The following is a 22,775-nucleotide window of genomic DNA, read 5'->3' on the forward strand; positions in this document are numbered from 1 at the left end:
CCCGTTTATGGTTTTGGCCGTGCTCCTGCGTTTGCAGGAGTGCGAAAATCAGAAGATGTCCGGGCCCTTGAAGTTATCCGCATAGGCCTGGATCTTCAGCGCGCGGGGATCGGCGCCGCCGGTCACGTGGAAGGCGAGGCCGTTGCGCGTCGCATACTCCTTGGCCGCTTCCAGCGTCGGGAAGCCCAGCCGCACCTGATCGCGCGTATCGCCCGATCCTGCCCAGCCGGTGAGCGGATCGGGGCGCTTGGCCTCGGCCGGCTCATATTCCAGCACCCAGGCGCCTTCGCGGGCGCGGCCGGATTGCATGCTGCTCTTGATGCGGGGGCGGATGCGGGCTTGGACCATGACCCTCTCCCTATCGCGGCCAGCACCGGCGTCAACAGTCGGTTGCAGGCGAGAGCATGTCGATCATCGAGCCCGTTGCCTTCGAAGAGGAATTTCGACATGATCCGTCTCTGGGGACGGACGTTCAGGCTTGGGGGAAGCCATGACGGACTGGCAGAAGAATACGGCCTCGGTCATCGCGCTCGTCCTGGTGGCGATCGTCGTGCTGCTGCTGTTGGGCGCTGTGATCATCCTGCCCGTCCTGCAGCCGAAGGGCGACTCGCTGTGGGGCGGCATCTATCTCGGCGTGATCCTGTCGCAGGCTGATGCGAAGGTGGTCATCGGGGCGCTGCTGGCGATCGTCAGCGTGGGCTCCGCGTTCGCCGGGAAGGCGAAAACCCCGAACTTACGGATCTATGCGTCGATCGCGTTATGCATCGCTGGGCTTTTGATCTGCGCCGGCCTGTGGGTCATCGTGGATCAACCCGGGATCGCGCAGCCGCTCTGGGCCTATTCGCCTTTTGACGGGATCCAGAGCAGCGAAGGCCTGCTCACCGCCCATCATCGCTTTCTGGTCGTCGTCAGCGGCTGGCTGGGGGCGCAGCTGCTGGCGATGCTGGCGATCAAGGCAACCGATGGGAGCGGGGGCTGATGACGGCGCGGATTGGGCTATTGCTGGCCGGGGTACTGTGCCTTTGTTGCGAGTGGGCGGAGGCCCAGGCATTGCCGCCGCCGGTGCGCACGAAAATCGTCGTCAGATGGCTCGATCGCCAGCCGACCGGGCTGGTCGTCATCACCGACGCTGGCGAACTGGATTTTCCCTACGACGCCACGGGCAAGCTGTTTTCCGTCGAGCTTCCCGAGCAGAAGGAGGTGCTGGGATCGTGGACGCTCGTGGCCCGTTATGGCGGGGCGGCCGTGCCGATTCAGCTGCGCGTGCGGAGGGAAACGCCGAGCCTCGCTTTCTCGCTGCCCCGGCCCGAACCGACGTCCTGCACCAAACGCGCCGCTGACCGGGTCAGTGTCGCGCAGGACAATGTGCTGGACTCGCTTCGTCTGGCCCTGGAGGCGCGCTATCTGCTTCAGATCCAGACGGATGGGTGCGATCTTTCCCTCAAGCAGCGCATCTCGGAGGCGTGGCTCGCCCGCATGAACGAGTTGGTGCGCCGGGCGAACTATTTCGAGATCGGGGATGATCTGCGGCAGCAATATCTCGCCGTGAACGCAAGCCGGCAGGGTGCCCGCGTCGCTCTGGCAAGCAGCGTCCGGGTTTCGCAGGGGCTTCAGGCCAAGGTCGCTTATGAATATCAGGCCGATGCGATCAAGGCAGGCAATCTGGTCGCCGCCGCGTCCATCAACGATGCCCTGATCGAGCAGGCTGCCAAGGATCCCGCGCTCAGTGCGGGTTTGACCGAGGCGAAAGTCGATCGTCTCAAGCGCGATCGCGATCTGATCAAGATGGCGATCGAGGCTAGCCCCAATCCGATCGGACCGGGCGCCGTGGCGGCAGCCGTTCCCAAGCCACCGACAAGCTAGAGCCGATCACCTCTGGCGGGATCGGCATCGCTTCGCCGTGCGCGCAATGACGCCTGCGTCTTGCAAAGACGATCGCCCCTTTGCGGTGGTTATCCCCCGCTCGCGCGTTTCGTCCTGAGTGTAGGCGCCGCCCCCGCCGGATCGTCGGGCCAGGGGTGGCGCGGATAGCGGCCGCGCATCTCTTTCGCCACCGCCGCCCAGCTGCCCGCCCAGAAGCCGGGCAGGTCCTTCGTCGTCTGGATCGGGCGGCCGGCGGGGGAGGTGAGGCGCAGCGTGAGCGGCGTGGTTCCCACCATCGGGTGGCGGGCGAGGCCGAACAGCTCCTGCACGCGCAATTCCACCGCCGGGCCGCCATCCGCCGCATAATCGATCGCGTGGCGGTTCCCCAGCGGCGAGGTGAAATGGCCCGGCGCCGCCGCATCCAGCGCGCGCTTGCCGTCCCAGCCCAGCAGAGTTTCCAGCGCCTCGAACAGGGCCGATCCCGGTACGTCGGCCAGCTTGCGCCGTCCGGTCACCAGAGCGGGTAGCCATTCGTCGATCCGTTCGATCAGCGCCGCGTCGGACAGGTCCACCGCCGCGCCCGCATAAGCCGCGCGCTGGCGCAGCGCCGTGGCCGCATTGGACCACGGCAGCAGATCGATCCCGTGATCCGCCACCGCCACCACCAAAGCCTGCCGGATCGCGTCCGGATCGGGCTCGGGATCGGCGCCGCCCGACAGCCGCACCGCGCCCAGCCGCCGCTCGCGCGTGGCGACGATGCCACCCGTCGCCTTGTCGAATTTCATATGGCGCTGGGTCTGGATCCGGTCCGCATAGAGCGACTCGATCTCCTTCTGCTCGATCGGCGCGGCCGAGAGGATGCGCGCGCCGGCCGCCGATCCCTGCGTCTCCGCCACCGCCAGCCATTCGGCCCGCGCCAGCGAGGAGGTGGTATCCAGCCGGAAGCCGCGCCCGCCCGCCGAAAGCCAGTCCGCCCCGTCACCGCTCCGCCGCCGCGACACGCGATCGGGGAAGGCGAGCGCGACGCACGCGCCAACCTCATCGCCCCTCCCGCTCGCGGGAGGGGGCGGGGGTGGGCCCGCGCCGTCTCTGTCGGATTGCCCACCTCTCGGTCCGCTCCTGCCGGCGGGAGGGGAGGAAAGGCGCGCCCATCGTTCCGCCAGCTTGCGCGCGCCATCGGCGCGCTGGCCGCGCTCCGTCCGCCAGCGCCGCAGCCGCACGTCCAGATCGGGATCGTTGCCGCCCAACCCCTGCTCGGACAGCAGCACCGCCACCTCCGCCGCGGTGCGCGCCATGCCCAGCTCGCCCGCGCGCACCAGCATATGGCCGAGGCGCGGGCCCACCGGCAGCGCTGCCACCTGCTTGCCGTGCGCGGTCGGTCGCCCGTCCGTATCGATCATGCCGAATGCCATCAGCCGCGTGCGCGCCTCGGCGATGGCGGGGGCGGGGGGCGGATCGATCCAGCGCAGGCTGGTGGGGTCGCTCACGCCCCACAGCGCGCAGGCGAGCAGCAAGGCGGAGAGGTCCGCTTCCAGCATTTCGGGCGGATCGTGGGGCGGGAAGCCCGCCGTCGCCGCCTGCTCCCACAGGCGATAGACGGTGCCCGGCCCCTGTCGCCCGGCGCGGCCCGCGCGCTGCGTCGCGGCCGCCCGGCTGACCCGTTCGGTCACGAGCCGGGTCAGCCCGGCCGCGCGATCGTAGCGCGGGCGCCGCGCGAGCCCGCTGTCGATCACGATCCGCACGCCGTCGATCGTCAGGCTGGTCTCGGCGATGGCGGTCGAGAGGACGAGCTTGCGCCGCCCGTCGCGCTCGGGCTGGATCGCCGCGCGCTGCGCCTGCGGCTCGGCGCTGCCCGACAGCAGATGGAGCGCCACGTCGCCGGGGAGGTTTTCCAGCCGCTCGGCTGTGCGTCGTATCTCCGCCACGCCGGGCAGGAAGGCGAGGATGCCGCCCTCGCGTTCGGCCAGCGCGCGGCGGATCGCGGCGGCCATGTCATCCTCGATCCGGTCGCCCGCGCGGCCGAGATGGACATGCTCGATCGGGAAGCTGCGTCCCTCGCTCTCGATCACGGGCGCACCCTCCAGCAGGCGCGAGAAGCGTTCGCCGTCCAGCGTGGCGGACATGGCGACGATCCGCAGGTCCGGTCGCAGTGCCGCCTGCGCGTCCAGCGCGAGCGCGAGGCCGAAATCGCCGTCCAGGCTGCGCTCGTGCACCTCGTCGAACAGCACGGCCGAGATTCCCGCAAGCTCGGGATCGCTCTGGATCATCTGCACGAAGATGCCCTGCGTCACCGCCAGCATGCGCGTCTGCGCGCTCTGCTTGCTGTCGAGCCGCGTCGCATAGCCGATCCGCCCGCCGACCTGCTCGCCCGCATTGGCCGCGATCCGCTCGGCGGCGGCGCGTACGGCCAGACGGCGTGGCCCCAGCAGCAGCACGCGGCCGGTGCACCACGGCCGATCGAGCAGGGCCGGCGCCACGGCGGTCGTCTTGCCCGCGCCGGGTGGGGCGACGAGCACGGCATTGGGCGCGGCCTCGAGCGCCGCCAGCAGATCGGGCAGTACGGACAGGATCGGCAATTCGGCCATGGCCTGCCTTTAGGCCAGTGTCGCGCCGGCACGAAAGGCCGCGCGTGTCGCCGTTCGTCTAGTGCGCCGTTCGCCTGAGCGGGCTCCCGTCATCGGCCCGATCTTGTCCGTTCCTCGGCAGGGAATCAAACAGCGTATAATCCGCGGCATACAGACGGCGGACCCGCGCCTCGGCTTGCGGCGACAGGAGGGTCGATTTCCGGCCCCCGCAATTGATGCGGCCGATCGGTCGCATCAATTGCGGCAGGATCGTCGAAAGCTGCGCGAGATCGCTCATCGGCAGCAGGCGATCAACCGCCACCGCGCCGGTCTCGTCGGTCACGTACCAGCTTTGCGGGCGGAAGATGTGATCGATCTCGTAGGGCGATCGCGCCGCCTCCACATGATCCAGCGCATCGTCGACCGAGCGGAAGCGCATGTAGCGGCGCCGCATCCCGTGCGTGATCCGATTGTCCGGCTGGCCCCCGGAAAGGCCGTAATGATAGGCGGAGAGAAAGCGGTCGGCCGGATCGCGCAGGATCGCGAAGCTCGGCAGACGGGCGAGATCGGGCATCGCCCGGCGATAATAGCGGATCGAATTATGCCGGATCTGCATCCGGTAGAGCGCCTCGCTCACCGATTGCCCGGCATTCTTGGGGACATGGACGAACAGCATGCCGGCGCGCTGCACGGCCGCGAGCCGCTTCCTGCGCTTCTTCCCGACCGGCAGGACGATGCCAAGCTCGCTCGCCCGCTCGTGCACGTCGCTGATCAGGCGCAGCCCCAGCAGGCGCGCGGCGGCGTAGCGTATCTGTTCGGAGAAATCCTGATGCCACGGATCCGCCACGACGGACCTGGGCGGACGGGTCTGCGCGAACTGCGTCATGAGGCCGGATCACGCCTGCGGCTGAAATCGAGGGGAGGGCGACTAACGCCATGCCGCGCGTGAACGGGCACTGACGGAAATTGCCGCTCGGCCGGAACGCCGGGCGGCGCTCGTCAGCCGCGACTGGACGCGCTAGCCTCGCCCGAAAGGGAGTGATGTGATGCAGGATCTGAATCGGCGCGATTTTCTGGCCTCGGGTGCGGCGGTGGCCGCGCTGGCCGCCCTGCCTGCCCGGGCCGCCGCAGGCAGCGCGACCGATGCCGCCGCCGAAAACCTGCTCGCCATGATCGCGCAGGAGCTGCTCGGCCAATATCCGGAGAATGCCAGCTATTACGGGCTCGACAGCGGCCCCGGCGCCGCGCTGAAATCACGTCTCGCCGATCGCTCGATCGCAGCCGAGCAGTCCCGCGCCACCTGGGCCGCCGGCCGCCTCGCGGATATCAAGGCGATCGACCGCGCCACCGTGGCCCCCGGCACCGCGCTCAATCTGGATGTCGCGCAAACGGCGTTCGATCTGGCCGTGCAGGGCTGGAAATTCCCGTTCGGCGAGATGGGCGTGCTCAACGGGCAGAACAGCTTCCGCAACGCGCCCTACGTCACGTCGCAGCTGTGCGGCGCGTTCGTCGACCAGCCCGATTTCCTCGACAGCCGCCACGTGATCGAGAATGCCGCCGATGCGGATGCCTATCTCGCCCGTCTCGACTCCTACGGGCAGGAACTGGCGGACGAGAATGCGCGCATCGCGGCCGATGCGGCGCGCGGCATCATCCTCCCCGATTTCCTGCTGGATATCACGATCGGCCAGATCGCCGGCGCCGCCGCCCAGCCGGTCGACCAGTCCGGGCTCGTCCGTTCGGTCGCGGATCGCGCGGCCAAGGCGGGCGTGGCGGGCGATTACGCCACCCGCGCCGCCGCGATCGTGAACGCCAAGGTGCTGCCCGCACTGCAGGGCCAGCTCGAGGCTCTGCGTGCCGCGCGCGCCAAGGCGACGCCGGATGCGGGCGTGTGGAAGTTCCCGGAAGGCCCTGCGTGGTATGACTGGGCGCTCCGCTTCGCCACCACGACCACGCGCAGCCCGGAGGAGATCCACGCGATCGGCCAGCAGCAGGTGAAGGAATTGCAGGCGCGCATGGACGCGATCCTCCGCACGCAGGGGATGACGCAGGGCACCGTGGGCGAGCGGATGGACGCGCTCGGCAAGCGCCCCGACCAGCTCTTCGCCAATGACGACAAGGGCCGCGCCGAACTGCTCGCGTACCTCAACGGCCGCATAGCCGACGTGCGCGGCCGCCTGCCGCGCGCATTCCATACGCTGGTGAAGGGCAATCTCATCATCAAGCGCGTGCCCCCCTCGATCCAGGACGGCGCGCCTAACGGCTATGCGGCGGCGGGCTCGATCGACGGTACGCGGCCGGGCAATTATTATATCAACCTCAAGGATACGGGCATCTGGCCGCGTCTCTCGCTGCCCACGCTCTGCTATCATGAGGGCATTCCCGGCCATGTCTGGCAGGGCGAATATGCGAACCGCCTCCCGCTGATCCGCACCTACCTCACCTTCAACGCCTATTCCGAAGGCTGGGGTCTCTATGCCGAGCAGCTGGCAAGCGAGCTGGGCGTCTATGAGGGCGATCCGTATGGCGAGCTGGGCTTCCTCCAGTCGATCGCGTTCCGCGCCTGCCGTCTCGTCGTCGACACCGGCATCCATGTGAAGCGCTGGACGCCGCAACAGTCGGTCGCGTGGTTCCAGGCCAATACGGGCATGCCGCGCGGCCAGCTCGTCAGCGAGGTCAATCGCTATTGCGCGATGCCGGCGCAGGCCTGCGGCTACAAGATGGGCCATAACGAAATCCTCCGCCTGCGCGACAAGGCGAAGGCGGCGCTCGGCCCGCGCTACGATCTGCGCGGCTATGACGATGTCGTGGTGGGCTCCGGCAACGTGCCACTCACTTTGCTGGAGCGCGTGGTGGACACCTATATCGCGAAGGCGCGCGGCTGATCGGATGGCCAAGCTCTATTTCTATTATTCGTCGATGAACGCCGGCAAATCGACGAACCTGCTGCAGGCGAGCTTCAACTATCGCGAGCGCGGCATGCAGACGATGCTGTGGACCGCCGCGATCGACGATCGCTACGAGGCGGGCACGATCACGTCGCGCATCGGCCTGGCGGCGGAGGCCTCGGTCTTCGCCGCCGACACCGATCTGCGCGCGGCGGTGGAGGCGCGCCACCGCGCAGGCCCGCTCGCCTGCGTGCTGGTGGACGAGGCGCAATTCCTGACGCGCGATCAGGTGCTGGCGCTGGCCGGCCTGTGCGACGAGCTGGACATTCCCGTGCTGGCCTATGGCCTGCGCACCGATTTCCAGGGGGAGTTGTTCGAGGGCAGCCGCTATCTGCTCGCGCTGGCGGACACGCTGACCGAGATCAAGGCGGTGTGCGAATGCGGCCGCAAGGCGACGATGAACCTGCGCGTGGACGGCGAGGGCCGCCCGGTGCGGCAGGGCGAGCAGACCGAGATCGGCGGCAACGATCGCTATGTTGCGCTGTGCCGGCGGCACTTCATGGCGGCGATGCGGGGGTAGCGGAGGGCCTCTCTCCTCCCACACACCACCACCCATCCGTTGGGTTCGAGCGGAGATCGAGCTTGTCGAGATCGAAGTCGAGAAGGGGTTCTGGACCGGCTCGAAGGTGCTCGAACCCAGGGAAAGGATCATTCCCACTCCCCCGTTGGGTTCGAGCTTGTCGAGAACCTGTTAGGCTTCGAGCGTAGCCGAGAAGCCGGGATGCGGAGCACGGGCTCTCGACTTCGCTCGATCCCTGGGGGTTCTCGACAAGCTCGAACTAAACGGGTGGGGGTTGGCGGGCGAAGTGTTTTACCCTTCCAGCACCAGCCCGAAGCTGGTCATCTCATAACCCCGGAACAGCAATTTCACATGGGGATCGTCGCTGTAGGGCGGCAGGTCCACATGCCGGTCCACCTCGCCCTCGCCCCGGCTCCAGTTCGCCGTGGTGCCGAAGCCCTTCGCCGCCGCGCGCTCGATGATCTTCGTCAGATCGCGCCTGCGATACAGCACGGTCGCCCCGCGCCGCCGCGTCCGCCACGTATCGTTGAGGTTATGCTCGGTCGTGTGAACCGCCAGCCCGCCCGGCTTCAGCGTCTCCAGCGCCGCGATCACGAAATCCGCGCCGGCCTGCAACGTCCCGAGATGCTCGAACGCGCACGACGAAAACACCACGTCATACTCGCGGAAGTGCGGGGGAATCGCCCGCATGTCCGCATGTTCGTGGCGCACGTTGGCGGCGAACATGTCCGGATCGCAGATGCCGCGCCCGTTCAGCGCGGCGAGGTCCGGCGCATGCTGGCTCGTTTCGATCCAGGCGCCCGCCGCAGCCGCATCCGGCGCGAGATCGGTGGCCGTCACCTCCAGCCCCTGCGCCGCCAGCACCGCCGTCAGCGGATCGAAGCCCACGCCGAAGCCCAGCGCCCGGACGCCGGGGCGCAGCAGCCCCCGGCTCTCCAGCACGCGCAGGATATAGACGAATTCCCATTGCTTGCGGTGCGTGCGCACGGGCTCGCGGATCGCCTCCACCCAGCGCGCATAATCGGGCTCGGCGAATTGCGCGGCGGTGCAGGCCTGCGAGACGGGGGCGGCCAGCGTCGGTTCGCCAAAGGCTTCGTGAAAAGCGGCCATGCGAACAGCAACCACCGCGCGCCAGCGATCAGTAAGCGCGCGCCACCGCGAATTCCACCGCCTCCACCAGCGCGGCGCGGGCCGTGCCGGTGCCGAGCCCGCTCAGCGAGTCGATCGCGAGCTGGCCGTAATGGCGCGCGCGGGCCTGCGTGTCGGCGATCGCATTGGTCGCCTGCAGCAGTTGCATCGCATGGGCGAGGTCCTCGTCGCTGGTGCGGCGGCCTTCCATCGCCTCGCGCCAGAATTTGCGGTCGGCATCGCTGCCGCGCGCATGGGCGAGGATCACGGGCAGGGTGACCTTGCCGTCGCGGAAATCGTCGCCGGCATCCTTGCCCATCGTCGCTTCGTCGGACACGTAATCGATCGCATCGTCCACGAGCTGGAAGGCGATGCCCAGATTACGGCCATAGCCATCCAGCGCTTCCTCCACGGCCTCGTCCCGCTCGGCCACCACGGCCGCGATGCGGCAGGCGGCGGCGAACAGGGCGGCGGTCTTGGCGCCGATGATGTCGAGATAGCGCGCCTCGCTCGTCGCGATCTGGCGCTGGGCGGTGAGCTGGTTCACCTCGCCCTCGGCGATCACGGCGGAGGCATTGGAGAGGATCCGCAGCACGCGCAGCGATCCGTCCTCGGTCATCAGCTCGAAGGCGCGGCTGAACAGGAAATCGCCCACCAGCACGCTCGCCGGATTGCCCCAGATCAGGTTGGCGGTGCGGCGGCCGCGCCGCGTATTCGATCCGTCCACCACGTCGTCATGCAGCAGCGTGGCGGTGTGGATGAACTCCACGGCGGCGGAAAGCTTGTGGTGGCGCGTGCCCGGATATTCCAGCAGCCGGGCGCAGGCCAGCGTCAGCATCGGCCGCATCCGCTTGCCGCCGCCCGCGATCAGATGGCCCGCCAGCTCCGGGATCAGCGGCACCTCGGACTGCATCCGGGCGAGGATCACGGCGTTCACGGCATGCATGTCGGCCGCGACGAGCTTCATCATCGGGTCGAGCGAGGCCGGCTGGTCGCGGCGGAGGGGAGTAACCTGTCCCATGTGCCGCCCTTGGAGCGGCTGGGCGCCAAAGGCAACAGGCGGCGCTTGCGCTTGGGCTCCCGCGCCCACAAAAGGCGGCGGAATGAGGAGACCATCGTGAGCGACGCACAGCTCGACGCCTATCGCCAGAGCATCGACAATATCGATACCGCCCTGATCTGCCTGCTGGCGGAACGCTTCAAGGTGACGCAGGCGGTGGGTCATTACAAGGCGAAGGCGGGGCTTCCGCCGGCCGATCCCTCCCGCGAGGCAAAGCAGATCGAAAGATTGCGCACACTGGCTAAGTCGGCGCAGCTCGACCCCGACTTTTCGGAGAAGTTCCTGCGCTTCATCATCGATGAGGTCATCCGACATCACGAGCGGGTGCGCGAAAAGATCTGATCGCCGATCGGATGCGGCAAAGGAATCCATGTCTTCAATACGACGAGGATGGTGTTTTCAAATCGTTAACACCAATTTTTCCCGATAATCTCGACAAATTGACTTACAAAATGTCAATTTCCTATGTTATCGTATGAACATGGCCGGCGCATCCCCTGGCGAGCCTTCAATGTCTCCTTCGGTCGAGACTGTGCGTCAGCGTGCGGTCGATCGGAGCGGCGTGCTGGGCGGGCGGGGTTCCGGCGATCTCCAGCGCATCGTGGAGCGAGCGGCCAAGATCTTCCAGACGCCGCTCGCCGCTATCTCGATCATCGACCATCAGCGCCAGTGGTTCGCCGCCGGCGTCGGGCTCGGGGGGAGCGAGACGCCGCGCTCCGTGTCCTTCTGCGCGCATGCCATCCACCGGCCGGGCGAACCGCTCGTCGTGGAGGATGCGAGGCAGGATCCCCGTTTCTCGAACAATCCGCTGGTGACGTCCGATCCGGGCGTCCGCTTCTATGCGGGTGTCCCGCTGGTCGATCGAATGGGCTATGCGCTCGGCGCGCTCTGCGTCGTGGACATGACCCCGCGCGAACGGCCCGAAAATCTGATCGAACTGACGATGCTCGGGCACGAGGCCGAAGGCGCGCTGCGGCGCTAGGGGCAAGCGAGAGCGGGTCGTCCGTGTCGACTATGATGCCGTATTCCGGCGAAAGCCGGAGCCCAGGGCTGCTGGCGTGGCGCTCGGGGCTGGGTTCCTGCTTTCGCGGGAACCCGGAATAGCCGTTCGGCCCTCGCTCACCCGATCAGGCTGGGCCCCAGCAGCGCCAGCAGCTTCACGTCCATCACCATTCCCTCGGCACGCTTGGCGTCGATGAAATCCGCGATGCCGGCGATCGGCACGCGATGGACGATGATGTCCTCGTCATCCACGCCGCCGCCCGGCCCGATCTTCTCCAGATCATAAGCGCGCACCAGGGTGAACGTCTCGGAAACCATGCCCGGCGAGGAGGCGAAGCGGCCGACGATCTTGATCCGCCCCGCGCGATAGCCGGTCTCTTCCTCCAGTTCGCGCGCGGCGGCGATGTCGATCGCCTCGCCTTCGGTCTCGTCGCCCACCAGCCCCGCCGGCAGTTCCAGGCAGCGCGCGCCCAGCGGCGCGCGCGGCTGATCGACCAGCAGCACGTGGCCGTCGTCGATCGCGAGGATCACGGCCGCGTGGATGCCGCGCGCGCGGCCGACATATTCCCAGCGTCCGCGCTTCTTGGCGACGATGAACTTGCCGGCCCACATCGTCTCGACCGGCTGGTCGCTGTCGGGAAAATCCATGGGGGTGCTCTTTCGCTGAGGTGTAACCCTCCGTTCGCCCTGAGCCTGTCGAAGGGCCGTCCTTTTCTTCAACGATGCGCCAAGGAAGGACGGTGCTTCGACACGCTCAGCACAAGCGGGAAGGAGAAGGCAGAGATTAAAGCACGATCAGCCGGTCGGGCAACTCGTTGGGATCGTCACCGCGCGGGAAATGCGTGGCCAGCACGTCGCCGATCCTGGCGATCGCCGCCGCAATGCCTTCGCCCGGCCGATCGTCGCGCACGGCCGCGATCAGCATCGTCATCGCCTCGCCCCATTGCTCGGGCTTCACCTTCGCGTGAATCGCCGCGTCCGCCACGATCTCGGCGCGATGCTCGGCCAGGCTGAGATACAGCAAAACCCCCGTCGCGGTGGCGGTGCGCTGCTCGGTGCCGGTGCGAAACAGCATGATCGCGCGGCGGCGCACGCGGCGCGCCTTGGTGGCGGCGGGCGTCAGCGCCATCCGGATCTTCGGTCGCCCGAGGATGAGGCGTGCGATCAGGAACAAAGCCACGCTCTTCACCAGCAGGATCGTCAGCATCAGCCGCAGGTCGGGCGCTTCCTCCCATCCGCCGGTGACGAGTTCCGCGCCCCACACCAGCAGGCCGGGAAAGGCGGCCGACATGCTCAGCGGCAGCAGCGCTACGAGCAGGGACCAGTGCAGAACCACGTCATGATAGCTGTCCGAATTGGCCGCGACGATCGCGGAAACCTCGCCGTCGGTGCGCGCCTCGGCCGCGCGGATCGCGTCCGCCACCAGCTGCGAGTCGCGTTCGGTGAGCTTCATCACCAGTCTCCCGAGGCGCCACCGCCCCCGAAATCGCCGCCACCGCCGCCGGTGAAGCCGCCGCCGCCCCAGCTTCCGTCCGATCCGCCGCCGTTTCCGCCGCCCCAGCTTCCGCCGTCACCTCCGCCACCCCAGCTATTGCCGGAGCCGCGATTGTCGCGGGTGGCATGGTCGATCAGTTCGCTCGCCGCCCACAGCCACACCCAGCCGCTGCCATCGTCGCTGCGATAGCGCCGCTGGCCCCACGGACCTGCCGCGCCGCTGCGCCCGCGCCGCATCGCGAGGATCACGAAAGCCACCACGAAGCCCCAGAAGATCAGCCCGAACGGCACGCCGCCGCCGGAGGACTTCTTGTGCGCCTTGTCAAAGGTGGCTGCTGCCTTGGCGGCTTCCGCTCTGGCCTGATCGTCCGGCGCGCTCAACTGCTGGATGATCGCGTCGGCGCCCGCCGTGATCCCGCCCGCCATGTCGCCTGACTTGAAGGCGGGGAGAATACGGGTGCGGATGATGATGCTGGAAAGCGCGTCGGTCATCACCGGCTCCAGCCGGCGGCCGACCTCGATCCGTACCTTCCGTTCCTTGGGCGCGATGATCAGGATGACGCCATTGTCGGCATCCTTGAGGCCCACGCCCCAGCTCCGCCCGAGCCGATAGCCATAATCCTCGATCGCATAGCCCTGCAGATCGGGAATGGTCGCCACCACGAACTGGCGCTGCGTCTGCTTCTGGAAGGCTTCCAGCTTCGCTTCCAGCGCGGCCTTCTGATCCTGCGGGATCACATTCGCCGCATCGACGACGAGGCCGGTGAAGGCGGGGAAGCTCTGCGCCACGCTGGCTCGGGGAAAGAGGCTCCCCAATGCGAGGGCCAGCAGCGCCAGAACGATCGCCAGCCGTACCCCGGCAAATGCCGGAGCCCAGAGCTTCGGGCGCAGCGCGGGCAGCTCTGGACCCCGGCTTTCGCCGGGGTACGGGAAAGGGGATGTCATCGTTCGGCCTTAAAAATTCACCTTCGGCGCGGTGTCAGCGCCCGCGCTGGTCGCCTGGAAGGTCGCCATCGGCTTGGCGCCGTAGAAGACCTTGGCGCCGATCGCGTCGGGGAAGGTGCGGATGCGGGTGTTATAGGCCTGCACCGCCTCGTTATAATCTCGCCGGGCGATCGTGATTCGGTTCTCGGTGCCTTCCAGCTGGCTCTGCAGCGTCTGGTAGCCGGCCTGGCTCTGCAACTCCGGATAGGCCTCCTGCATCTTCTGCAGCGACAGGCCGAGCGTGGATTGCGCGCGATCGAACTGGGCGAGCTTGGCGGGATCGCTCAGATCGTTGGCCGAGACGCGCACATTGTTCGCCGCCGCGCGCGCCTGCGTCACCTCGACGAGGATGCTCTTCTCCTGCGCGCCGGCGGCCTTCACCGTGGCGACGAGGTTCGGAACCAGATCGGCGCGCCGCTGGTATTCATTCTGCACGTCCGCCCACTTCGCTTTGGCGGTTTCCTCGGCGGTGGGGATCGAATTGATGCCGCAGCCGCCCAGCGCGAGCGCGGCGATCGGCGCGACGAGGGCGAAACGGGTCTTGGCGGAAAGCGACATCGTGGGTCCTCGGAAGGATTGTTTCGGTTGCGCCGTTTTACTTGGGTAGGACACACCCCGCAATCAAGATCGGCGGATCGCCGGGGTTGATCCCGTCTGCGGGAGCGAGGAAAAAGGGCCGGGGACGGGACCGACCGAAGGGAGCTTCGATGTTCAAGGAATTCAAGGCATTCATCAATCGCGGCAACGTGATGGATCTCGCCGTCGCGGTCATCATCGGCGCGGCCTTCGGCAAGATCGTCACCAGCCTGACGGACGACATCATCATGCCGATGATCGGCAAGATCTTCGGCGGCCTCGATTTCTCGGGCTATTTCCTCACGTTGGGGCCGATCCCGGCGGATTATAAGGGCTCGCTCGCCAGCTATGCCGATCTGAAGAAAGCCGGCGTGCCCCTGCTCGGCTATGGCGAGTTCGTGACGCAGGTCGTCAATTTCGTGATCGTCGCTTTCATCATCTTCCTGCTGCTGCGCGCCGTGAACAAGGCGATGGCCAGCGTCGCCGCGGACAAGGCGCGCGAGGAAGCCGCCACGCCCGCGCCGGACAGCGCCGAAGTCGTGCTGCTGCGTGAAATCCGCGACGAGCTGCAGAAGCGCTCCGGCGCCGCATGATGCACCGGGCGGCGAGGCGCGGCATGGCGCCGTCGCTTCGCCGCCGGTATGACGAGGGGGCTGCAGGGGGCGATGACGGATGATGCTTGAAAATGGATCGCGTGCGGCCCCCTGGGTGAGGTCGATTCTGATTTTCGCGGCGTTGCTCGGCTTCGCGAACATGGTGTGGCGGGTGCGCGGCGGCCTCGATGTCGTCGATTTCAAGCTGTTCTGGCTTGCCGGCCGCACCTGGGCCGCGGGGGTGAACCCCTATCTCCAGGATCATTACGAGGCGATGGGCGTCGCGCTGTTCGGCCAATGGTCGCCCGTCATGATCTGGCCCTATCCGCCGCATGCGCTGCCGGTGATGATGCCCTATAGCTGGGTGCCCTATCAGACGGGACTTCTGCTCTGGAACGCGACCGGCCTGATCCTGTCGCTGGCGGGCGCGGCTCTGCTCGGACGATTGTTCGGGCGCACCTCGGAAGGCGCGCTTGTGCTGACGGCGGCGGTCGTCGCCTATCTCGGCCTGATGACCGCGTCCGGATCCACTTTGGTGGTGGGGCAGACCTCGTTCATCATCCTGTTCGGGATCGCGCTGATCGCATGGGGCATCGGCCGTCAGGCCCCGGTGATCGGGGGCATCGGCATGGCGATCGTCATGCTGAAGCCGCATGTCGGGCTGGTCCTTTGCTGCGTCATTCCTTTCTTTTTCCGGTCCGGTATCCGGATGACGGCGTGGGGCGTGGGGATCACGGTCCTCGCTTCCATTCCGGGCCTTGCCATCGGCGGGGTCGGCGCCACGATCGGGGGATTGATGCATAATCTCATCGATTATCGCGCCATCGCCTACAACACGCCCCGCCTGATGACGGGCGTCGCCAATCTGATCCAGGCGGCGACGGGGCACGACATGTCGGCGCTCGTGATGAGCCTGATCGGCTGCGTCGTGATCCTCGTCGCGATGACGGCGCTCCATCTGCGCTGGCGGAAGACGGGGCGTCCCGAGCCGGTCGAGGCGGCCGCGATCTATCTGCTGCTCTCGCTGTCGACAGTGGCTGCCTTCGTCGTGCTGCATGTCTATGACATGGTGATCCTCTGCCCGCTGATCGCGATCCTGCCGTGGATGGGGCGGTCCGCCGCTCTGATCTGCGTGGCGCCGCTCCTCATCCTGATGCGCCCGGAAAATATCAGCCGGGTCGTGGGCGTCGAGGAAACGGGCGCGACGGTGGCGGCGGTGGGAGGGCTGCTGCTGCTGATCTTCAGCCTGATCTTCCTGCTGCGGCGCGCGCCGGAGAGCGGATCCGGGGCGATCGGCACGTTGGCCACCGTAGCGCATTGAAGCCGCAGGTTTTCGCGCCTATATCGGCCGTGCCGGGGTTCGCCCCGGCTATGGCGATAAATGGTGCGACGTTTCGAAGCAGCGGACCCGGGGGCGGTACCCGGCGGCTCCACCAAAACTCCTGTCTTCGGGCAGGGGCTCTGATGGGGCCGAACTAGGATCGACGTGTTTGCGGGATGCGTATTTTTGCCCGGGCTGAGTAACCCGTTAAAGGCTCGAAACCACAAGTGCCAACGACAACGAGGCGCTCGCGATTGCCGCGTAATCAAGGCCTAACGGCTTAGATTACAAGGCTTGAACGCGGTTCGGGCCACACCGGGCAACAGAAGTGGATTCCGGCGGCCGCCGGGGGGGCCGAGCAACAGAACCCCCCGGACCTCTTTCGCCTGTGGCGGGTGATGACGCCCGCAGGGCCAGCTATTCAGTCCAAGCGCAGAGATACCCTCTCGGAACAGGATCCCGGACCATTCGACGGGCTCAGGGAGGGCTTATGCGCGCGGCCCGCCTTACGGCTGGATCAGCAACCCGAGGAGCGAGCGGACGGGTGGGTGCCGGAACACGTCCGGCATGACGGAGGCTTTTCGAAGGGGATAAGCGCCAAACGCCTTCAGGATGACGGCTTTTGGGGGAATGAGGTGCGCGCAACCGTTGCGCTGGCAGGCTTACGCCGCCTGGCAGGTGATCGTCGTCGACGCGTTGTAGCTGCCCGCCTTGAAGCCGCTGGTGTTCACCACGCGCGCATCGATCGTCAGCGTATCGGCGACGGGGGACACGTTGACCGAGAATCCGGTGTTGGTGAAGGGAATGTTGGTACCGCTGAGTGTCTTCAGCGACTGATAGGTGATGGGCGAGCCCGCCCAGCCCGTGGGCCCTACGATCGATAGAGGCGAGAAGATCAGCTGCGGCGTGAGATTGAGGCTGACGACCGCCATCACGGCGCTGAGCCCTCCCGTATTGAGCGAACTGATCGACATCCCGTCGCCGCTCATCGTCAGCTTGCCGGATGTGGTGAGCGTGAGCGTGCAGCTGCCGACGGCGTTCGCCGATGTCGCGCCGAGCGCGAAGGCCGCCATCCCGATCAAAAGTTTACGCACGACGCCTCACCTCCAGCACTCCTGCCGTCAGGCGTGCGGCGGCAGATTAGGCTATCGTGGTTAACGATTTCTTCTCGTCAGGCGGCGGCGGTCCGGTAAAGGGTACGCCTTTGACATGATCGTCATTGCGAGCGCAGCGAAGCAATCCAGTCTCGGCAGTGCGAACTGGATTGCTTCGCTGCGCTCGCAATGACGAATGTGTCAGAAACGTTAGCCCGCGACGGGCAGGGCGACCCCGCCATCCGCGTGGCGCTCCAGCGGACCGTAAGCGATGACGGTCTCCAGGCTCAGCGGCTGGCCGTAAAGATGCGGAAACAGCTGTCCGCCGCGCGATTCCTCCCAGCGGATCGCCTCGCCCAGTGCGTCCAGATCGACGGCGGCGACGTGAAGATGCTCCTGTCCCGCGAAATGCTTGTCGACCGTCTCGGTCAGCTGGGCGGCGGTGGAGAGGTGGATATAGCCGTCGGCCAGATCGATCGGCGCGCCGTCGAAATGGCCCTGATGTTCCAGCGCCTCCATCTGGTCGGCGGTCAGCACCTTGTAGGCGATCGGATCGGGCATCGGGATCAATCCTCGCTATGTTTGTTCAGGACGGCCAGGCACCGGTCGCGCGCGGCGATCAGCTTCGGCTCGGTGATCACGGCCAGCGCGTTGCGGGTATGGACCTCGAACACCTTGTCGTCGATCGGCCGGGTGTCGATGCGCTGGTAGCAGATATCTTCGGCCCGGATGGTGGGCCCCATCATGCCCAGCACGGCGGGCGCGTTGCGGCGCAGGGCCGTGGAAAGCGCGCTGAGCAGCGATTCTCCCGCCGCGCCCGTGGCACCGGGCCGGAGAGCCGAGGCTACGTGCAGCCAGCCCGCATCTCCGCTCTCGATCGCGATCATCAAAACGTCCCAGCGGCTGCCGCGTCCCGTTCCATCCGGAGAGAGGGTGGCGACTGCCCGCTCGGGCCCCTGCGTCTGCACGATCTGCTCCACGGCGGCGCGCCGCTCGGGCGACATCGCCTCCATCAGGCACGCGCCGACGCAGGCGGCAGCGGAAGCGACGGATCCGGGTGCGAAGAACATGGTGCGTCCTTAGCGGAGGCCACAACGAGTTTCGAGCGTCACTGCACACTCCATCCGTACTCCTGCGAAAGCAGGAGCCCAGGGCATCACGCGATGCGCTTGCAGCTCTGGGCTCCGGCGTTCGCCGGAGCACGGATCCGTTGGAAGCGGTGAAATGGGCTCAGCCCCGGCTCAGGCCTCCTCGCCGCCGTCGGCCAGATCCTCGCCGGTATCGCCTTCGGGCTGCGGATCGGTTTCGGGCGCGGTGATGTCGCCCTCCTCGCGCACGTCGGCCTCGGCCTCCTCCTCGGCTTCCTCGATCCGCGCGGCGGCCACGACATGCTCGTTCTCGGCAACGTGGAACAGGCGGACGCCCGCGGACCCACGGCCGATCACGCGCGTATCGCCCACGGACATGCGGATCAGCTTGGCCTGATCGGTGACGAGCATCAACTGCTCGCCCTTGTGGGCCGGGAAACTGGCCACCACAGGCCCGTTGCGCTCCAGATTGTCGATGTTGGTGATGCCCTGGCCGCCGCGACCGATCCGGCGATATTCGTAAGCCGAGGAGCGCTTGCCGTAGCCATTGGCGCAGACGGTCATCACGAACTCTTCCGCCTCGGCCAGCTCGGCCATGCGCTCGACGCTCAGCGTGGGCTCGGCCTCGTTGTCCTTCCACGGAGCGGCGCGGAGATAGGCCTCGCGCTCCTCCGTATCGGCGTTCGAGCCCTTCAGGATCGACAGCGAGATCACCTCGTCCGCGCCCAGCAGCTTGGCGCCGCGCACGCCGGACGCCGTCCGGCTCTGGAATTCGCGCACGTCGGTCGCGGCGAAGCGGATCGCCTTGCCGTTGCGCGTGGCGAGCAGCACGTCATCCTCTTCGGTGAGCAAGGTGACGCCGATCAGGCGATCGCTCGCATCCTCGCTCTCCTCGTCCGTGCCGAAGCGCATCGCGATCTTGCCGGCCGAGCGGATGTTGGTGAACGCATCCATGGAATTGCGGCGCACCAGACCCTTGGCGGTGGCGAACAGGATGTGGAGCTTGCCCCATTCCGCCTCGTCCTCGGGCAAGGGCAGCACGGTGGAGATGGTTTCGCCCGGCGCCAGCGGCAGCAGGTTGATCATCGGCCGGCCGCGCGCCTGCGGGGCGCCTTCCGGCAGCTTCCACACCTTCATCCGATAGACTTTGCCGGCGGTGGAGAAGAACAGGACCGGCGTGTGCGTCGAGGTGACGAACAGCTTGGTGACGGCGTCCTCATCCTTGGTCGCCATGCCGGAGCGGCCCTTGCCGCCGCGCGCCTGCGTGCGGAACGCATCCAGCGGCGTGCGCTTGATGTAGCCGCCGAGGGTCACGGTGACGACCATGTCCTCGCGCTCGATCAGATCCTCGTCGTCGATGTCGTCGCCGGCGGGCGCGATCTCGGTCTTGCGAGGGGTGGCGAAGGCGGCGAGGATCGCGTCGAATTCCTCGACCATGATCTCGTAGAGCTTCACGCGATTGCCGAGGATCTCCAGCAGCTCGCCGATCGATTCCGCGAGCTTCGCCAGCTCTTCGCCGATTTCGTCGCGGCCGAGGCCGGTCAGGCGGTGCAGGCGCAGGTCGAGAATGGCGCGGACCTGGATTTCGGACAGGCGATAGACGTCGCCCGTCACTTCCTCTTCCACCGCCTCGACGAGGCGGATGTAAGAGGCGATCTCCGCGATCGGCCATTCGCGCGCCAGCAAAGATGCGCGCGCCTCGGCCGGCGAGGCCGATCCGCGAATGATCCGGACCACTTCGTCGAGGTTCGTCACCGCGACGACGAGGCCGAGCAACACATGCGCCCGCTCGCGCGCCTTCAGCAGCTCGAACTTGGAGCGGCGGGTGATCACTTCCTCGCGGAAGCCGACGAACGCCTCGATGATGTCGTAGAGCGACAGCGTCTCGGGACGGCCGCCGCGCAGCGCGAGCATGTTGGCCGGGAAGCTGGTCTGCGCCTGCGTGTGGCGCCACAGCTGGTTCAGCACCACCTCGGGCGTCGCGTCGCGCTTCAGATCGATCACGATCCGCACGCCGAACCGGTTCGATTCGTCGCGGATGTCGCTGATGCCCTCGATCCGCTTTTCCTTCGCGGCTTCGGCAATGCCCTCGACCAGGCCGGCCTTGCCCACCTGATAGGGAATTTCGGTCAGCACGATCGAGGTGCGGTCGCCGCGCTTCGTCTCGATCTCGTGGCGCGAGCGCATGATGATCGAGCCGCGCCCGTTGGTGTAGGCGTTGCGGACGCCGCCCTTGCCGAGGATCAGCGCGCCGGTCGGGAAGTCCGGTCCCGGCACGATCTCCATCAGCTCTTCGATCGTCAGCGGATCGCCGCCCGAGAGCATCCGCTCGATATGCGCCTTGCAGGCCGCGACGACCTCCCCAAGGTTGTGCGGCGGGATGTTGGTGGCCATGCCGACGGCGATGCCGCCCGCGCCGTTGACCAGCAGGTTCGGGAAGCGCGCCGGCAGGACCAGCGGCTCCTCGCGCGAACCATCATAGTTCGGGCCGAAATCGACCGTGTCCTTGTCGATATCCTCCAAGAGCGACATCGCCGCCTTGGACAGACGCGCCTCGGTGTAACGCATCGACGCCGGCAGATCCGGGTCCATCGATCCGAAATTGCCCTGGCCGTCGATCAGCATCACGCGCATCGCCCAATCCTGGGCCATGCGGGCGAGCGCCATGTAGATCGAGCTGTCGCCGTGCGGGTGATAATTGCCCATCACGTCGCCGACGATCTTGGCCGACTTGCGATAGGGCCGGCCGGGGACGAATCCGCCCTCCTGGCTGGCATAGAGAATGCGGCGGTGAACGGGCTTCAGGCCGTCGCGCACGTCGGGAAGCGCGCGCGCGACGATCACCGACATCGCATAGTCGAGATAGCTCGACTTCATCTCGTCGACGATGTTGATGGGCGAGATGTCGCTGCCCTCGGGCGGCGGCGGGATGGTGGCCAAGGATATGTCTCGTTGTCGCTGTCGGGAAGGGCGCCGTGCGGCAGGCCCGGTATGACCATTTAGCGACATGGATGCGCTTGCGCCACCCCGCTGCGCCACGCCGCCCGCTGTCTGTACGGGCGCGCGTACGCGAGAGGGATTCGATCGTGAGCGGACTCTCGAAACCAACTCCCCCTGAGCGGGTTCAAGGGGCGTTCAGTCCCGCGCGGTCAGCTTGCGTGCTTGTCGCCGCCGCTCGCCGGGGTTAACGACGCGACCGACTACTCGGCCAAGCGACGCCAAGAGGAGATGAAGCCAGATGAAGATGCTTTCCACCACCGCGCTGGGTCTGGCGCTGGCTTTGGGCGGGGTCGTCGCGACCGCGCCGGTCATGGCTGCGAAGGAAAAGCCCGCCAAGCCGGCCGCGATGGAGCTTTCGCCGAAGATCCGCGCCGCCGCCGTCGCCGCGCAGGCCGCGATCGCCAAGGCCGATTGGGCCGGCACCAAGGCGGGTCTCGACGCCGCCGAGCCCGAGATCAAGACCGCCGATGACAAATTCATCATGGGCCAGCTCTATCTGCAGGTCGCGCAGAAGGGCCAGCAGCAGGATCTGTTCCCCAAGGCGGTGAACATGATGATCGACAGCGGCAAGGCGCCGCCGGAGATGGTCAGCCAGCTGCAGATGGTGAAGGCCAAGATGGCCTATCAGGCGAAGGATTACCCCACGGCCGAGCAGTCCCTGCTCGCCGCGCAGGCCGCCGGCAGCACCGATGCGGATCTGATCCCCGTGCTCGTCTCGACGCAGCATGAGCTGGGCAAGGACATGGTCGCGCTGCAGACGCTGAACGGCGCGATCGACAAGCAGGTGGCCGCCGGCCAGCCGGCTCCCGAAGGCTGGTATCAGCGCGGCATCGCGATCGGCTATGGCGCGAAGGCCGGTCCGGACAAGGCGGCCATCCAGGGCATCACCGCCGATCTCGCCAAGAAGTGGATCTCGGCCTATCCGACCAAGAGCAACTGGCGCGATGCGCTGGTCATCTATCGTGACAGCTCGAAGCTCGATCCCGATACCGAACTCGATCTGTATCGCCTGCTCTATTCCACGGGCGGGATGAAGGGCGAGCGCGATTACATGGATTATGTGATCGCCACCTATCTGCGCTATCCGGGTGAGGCGCTGATGGTGCTGAACGCCGGCACCGCTTCGGGCCAGGTCAATCCGGCTGGCAAGAATGCCACCGAGATCAAGGGCATCGTCGCGGCGAAGGCGCCGGCCGACAAGGCATCGCTGGCGGGTGCGCCCAAGTCCGCCGCCGCCGCCGCCAACGGCAAGATCGCGCAGAACACCGGCGATGCGTTCCTCGGCTATGCCGATTGGCCCAAGGCCGTCGAAATGTACAAGCTGGCGCTCTCGAAGGGCGGCGTCGACGCCAACGTCGTGAACATCCGTCTCGGCATGGCACTCGCCAAGTCGGGCGACACGGCCGGCGCCAAGGCGGCCTTCGCCGCCGTCACCGGCCCGCGCAAGGCGCTCGCCGATCTGTGGACGGTGTACGTGGATCATCCGCCGGCCTGATCGCCCGCCGATCACGGGCCACGAAAGCGCCGTCCCGGTTCCTGC

The 22,775-nt window shown here is 67.1% G+C and carries 22 protein-coding genes and 1 other RNA gene; 10 read left to right on the plus strand and 13 right to left on the minus strand.

The window, feature by feature from the left end:
- Positions 1 to 48: 48 nt before the first annotated feature.
- On the minus strand, positions 49 to 348 hold the full coding sequence (locus HL653_RS12695) for an NADH dehydrogenase ubiquinone Fe-S protein 4 (RefSeq protein ID WP_171744827.1): 300 nt from the start codon (positions 346 to 348) through the stop codon (positions 49 to 51).
- Positions 349 to 538: 190 nt separating this feature from the next.
- Between HL653_RS12695 and HL653_RS12700 the strand changes: the two genes are divergently transcribed.
- Both HL653_RS12700 and HL653_RS12705 read left to right on the plus strand, forming a co-directional pair.
- Positions 539 to 979 carry a hypothetical protein gene (locus HL653_RS12700; RefSeq protein ID WP_171744828.1) on the plus strand — a complete coding sequence of 147 codons (441 nt, stop codon included), beginning with the start codon at positions 539 to 541 and terminating at the stop codon, positions 977 to 979.
- Entirely contained in the window at positions 979 to 1,863 is an 885-nt protein-coding gene (locus HL653_RS12705) for a hypothetical protein (protein WP_171744829.1), read from the plus strand. Before HL653_RS12700 ends, HL653_RS12705 begins: the two co-directional genes overlap by 1 nt.
- An 89-nt stretch (positions 1,864 to 1,952) precedes the next feature.
- Here HL653_RS12705 and hrpB read toward each other — a convergent pair whose 3' ends face one another.
- Both hrpB and HL653_RS12715 read right to left on the minus strand, forming a co-directional pair.
- Positions 1,953 to 4,448: an ATP-dependent helicase HrpB gene (gene hrpB, locus HL653_RS12710; RefSeq protein WP_171744830.1), complete on the minus strand. Its 2,496-nt coding sequence runs from the start codon at positions 4,446 to 4,448 to the stop codon at positions 1,953 to 1,955.
- A 58-nt stretch (positions 4,449 to 4,506) separates the two neighbouring features.
- On the minus strand, positions 4,507 to 5,313 hold the full coding sequence (locus HL653_RS12715; RefSeq protein WP_171744831.1) for a sulfotransferase family 2 domain-containing protein: 807 nt from the start codon (positions 5,311 to 5,313) through the stop codon (positions 4,507 to 4,509).
- Positions 5,314 to 5,473: 160 nt separating this feature from the next.
- Here HL653_RS12715 and HL653_RS12720 point away from each other — a divergent pair, with 160 nt between their 5' ends.
- Together HL653_RS12720 and HL653_RS12725 are read left to right on the plus strand one after the other, a co-directional pair.
- A complete protein-coding gene (locus HL653_RS12720) occupies positions 5,474 to 7,312 on the plus strand; it encodes a DUF885 family protein (RefSeq protein WP_171744832.1) in 1,839 nt (612 codons plus the stop codon).
- 4 nt (positions 7,313 to 7,316) lie between these two features.
- A complete protein-coding gene (locus HL653_RS12725) occupies positions 7,317 to 7,895 on the plus strand; it encodes a thymidine kinase (RefSeq protein WP_171744833.1) in 579 nt (192 codons plus the stop codon).
- A 291-nt stretch (positions 7,896 to 8,186) separates the two neighbouring features.
- Here the strand turns inward: HL653_RS12725 and HL653_RS12730 are convergent, their stop codons facing one another.
- Complete coding sequence (locus HL653_RS12730) at positions 8,187 to 9,005, minus strand: bifunctional 2-polyprenyl-6-hydroxyphenol methylase/3-demethylubiquinol 3-O-methyltransferase UbiG (RefSeq protein WP_171744834.1); 819 nt, start codon at positions 9,003 to 9,005, stop codon at positions 8,187 to 8,189.
- 28 nt (positions 9,006 to 9,033) lie between these two features.
- Complete coding sequence (locus HL653_RS12735) at positions 9,034 to 10,044, minus strand: polyprenyl synthetase family protein (protein WP_171744835.1); 1,011 nt, start codon at positions 10,042 to 10,044, stop codon at positions 9,034 to 9,036.
- A gap of 96 nt (positions 10,045 to 10,140) precedes the next feature.
- On the opposite strand from HL653_RS12735, the gene HL653_RS12740 reads away from it, so the two are divergent.
- Together HL653_RS12740 and HL653_RS12745 are read left to right on the plus strand one after the other, a co-directional pair.
- Positions 10,141 to 10,425 carry a chorismate mutase gene (locus HL653_RS12740; protein ID WP_171746951.1) on the plus strand — a complete coding sequence of 95 codons (285 nt, stop codon included), beginning with the start codon at positions 10,141 to 10,143 and terminating at the stop codon, positions 10,423 to 10,425.
- A gap of 169 nt (positions 10,426 to 10,594) precedes the next feature.
- Positions 10,595 to 11,065, plus strand: coding sequence for a GAF domain-containing protein (locus HL653_RS12745; RefSeq protein WP_171744836.1), 471 nt, complete (start codon positions 10,595 to 10,597; stop codon positions 11,063 to 11,065).
- A 137-nt stretch (positions 11,066 to 11,202) separates the two neighbouring features.
- On the opposite strand, the gene HL653_RS12750 is transcribed toward HL653_RS12745, so the two are convergent.
- The 4 genes from HL653_RS12750 to HL653_RS12765 form a co-directional block, all read right to left on the minus strand.
- Positions 11,203 to 11,733 carry an NUDIX hydrolase gene (locus HL653_RS12750; protein WP_253716814.1) on the minus strand — a complete coding sequence of 177 codons (531 nt, stop codon included), beginning with the start codon at positions 11,731 to 11,733 and terminating at the stop codon, positions 11,203 to 11,205.
- A gap of 136 nt (positions 11,734 to 11,869) precedes the next feature.
- Positions 11,870 to 12,538: a TPM domain-containing protein gene (locus HL653_RS12755; RefSeq protein ID WP_171744837.1), complete on the minus strand. Its 669-nt coding sequence runs from the start codon at positions 12,536 to 12,538 to the stop codon at positions 11,870 to 11,872.
- Positions 12,538 to 13,524 carry a YgcG family protein gene (locus tag HL653_RS12760; RefSeq protein ID WP_171744839.1) on the minus strand — a complete coding sequence of 329 codons (987 nt, stop codon included), beginning with the start codon at positions 13,522 to 13,524 and terminating at the stop codon, positions 12,538 to 12,540. Before HL653_RS12760 ends, HL653_RS12755 begins: the two co-directional genes overlap by 1 nt.
- Positions 13,525 to 13,533: 9 nt before the next feature.
- On the minus strand, positions 13,534 to 14,121 hold the full coding sequence (locus tag HL653_RS12765; RefSeq protein ID WP_171744840.1) for a LemA family protein: 588 nt from the start codon (positions 14,119 to 14,121) through the stop codon (positions 13,534 to 13,536).
- A 149-nt stretch (positions 14,122 to 14,270) separates the two neighbouring features.
- On the opposite strand from HL653_RS12765, the gene mscL reads away from it, so the two are divergent.
- The 3 genes from mscL (at position 14,271) to ssrA (ending at position 16,391) form a co-directional block, all read left to right on the plus strand.
- Positions 14,271 to 14,732, plus strand: coding sequence for a large conductance mechanosensitive channel protein MscL (gene mscL / locus HL653_RS12770; RefSeq protein WP_171744842.1), 462 nt, complete (start codon positions 14,271 to 14,273; stop codon positions 14,730 to 14,732).
- A gap of 115 nt (positions 14,733 to 14,847) precedes the next feature.
- A complete protein-coding gene (locus tag HL653_RS12775; RefSeq protein WP_171744844.1) occupies positions 14,848 to 16,053 on the plus strand; it encodes a glycosyltransferase family 87 protein in 1,206 nt (401 codons plus the stop codon).
- Positions 16,046 to 16,391, plus strand: a transfer-messenger RNA (tmRNA) gene (gene ssrA, locus HL653_RS12780). The genes HL653_RS12775 and ssrA overlap by 8 nt, the downstream gene beginning before the upstream one ends.
- Before the next feature lie 324 nt (positions 16,392 to 16,715).
- Here ssrA and HL653_RS12785 read toward each other — a convergent pair.
- From HL653_RS12785 to gyrA, 4 genes are all read right to left on the minus strand, one after another.
- Positions 16,716 to 17,147 carry a hypothetical protein gene (locus tag HL653_RS12785; RefSeq protein WP_171744845.1) on the minus strand — a complete coding sequence of 144 codons (432 nt, stop codon included), beginning with the start codon at positions 17,145 to 17,147 and terminating at the stop codon, positions 16,716 to 16,718.
- 210 nt (positions 17,148 to 17,357) lie between these two features.
- A complete protein-coding gene (locus HL653_RS12790; protein WP_171744846.1) occupies positions 17,358 to 17,708 on the minus strand; it encodes a DUF952 domain-containing protein in 351 nt (116 codons plus the stop codon).
- A gap of 5 nt (positions 17,709 to 17,713) precedes the next feature.
- Positions 17,714 to 18,217, minus strand: coding sequence for a hypothetical protein (locus tag HL653_RS12795; RefSeq protein ID WP_171744847.1), 504 nt, complete (start codon positions 18,215 to 18,217; stop codon positions 17,714 to 17,716).
- Positions 18,218 to 18,388: 171 nt separating this feature from the next.
- Complete coding sequence (gene gyrA / locus HL653_RS12800) at positions 18,389 to 21,175, minus strand: DNA gyrase subunit A (RefSeq protein WP_253716816.1); 2,787 nt, start codon at positions 21,173 to 21,175, stop codon at positions 18,389 to 18,391.
- Between the two features lie 298 nt (positions 21,176 to 21,473).
- Between gyrA and HL653_RS12805 the strand changes: the two genes are divergently transcribed.
- A complete protein-coding gene (locus tag HL653_RS12805) occupies positions 21,474 to 22,730 on the plus strand; it encodes a hypothetical protein (protein WP_171744851.1) in 1,257 nt (418 codons plus the stop codon).
- The last annotated feature ends 45 nt before the right edge of the window (positions 22,731 to 22,775 follow it).

The organism is Sphingomonas sp. AP4-R1 (assembly GCF_013113735.1).
Lineage (GTDB): Bacteria > Pseudomonadota > Alphaproteobacteria > Sphingomonadales > Sphingomonadaceae > Sphingomonas_I.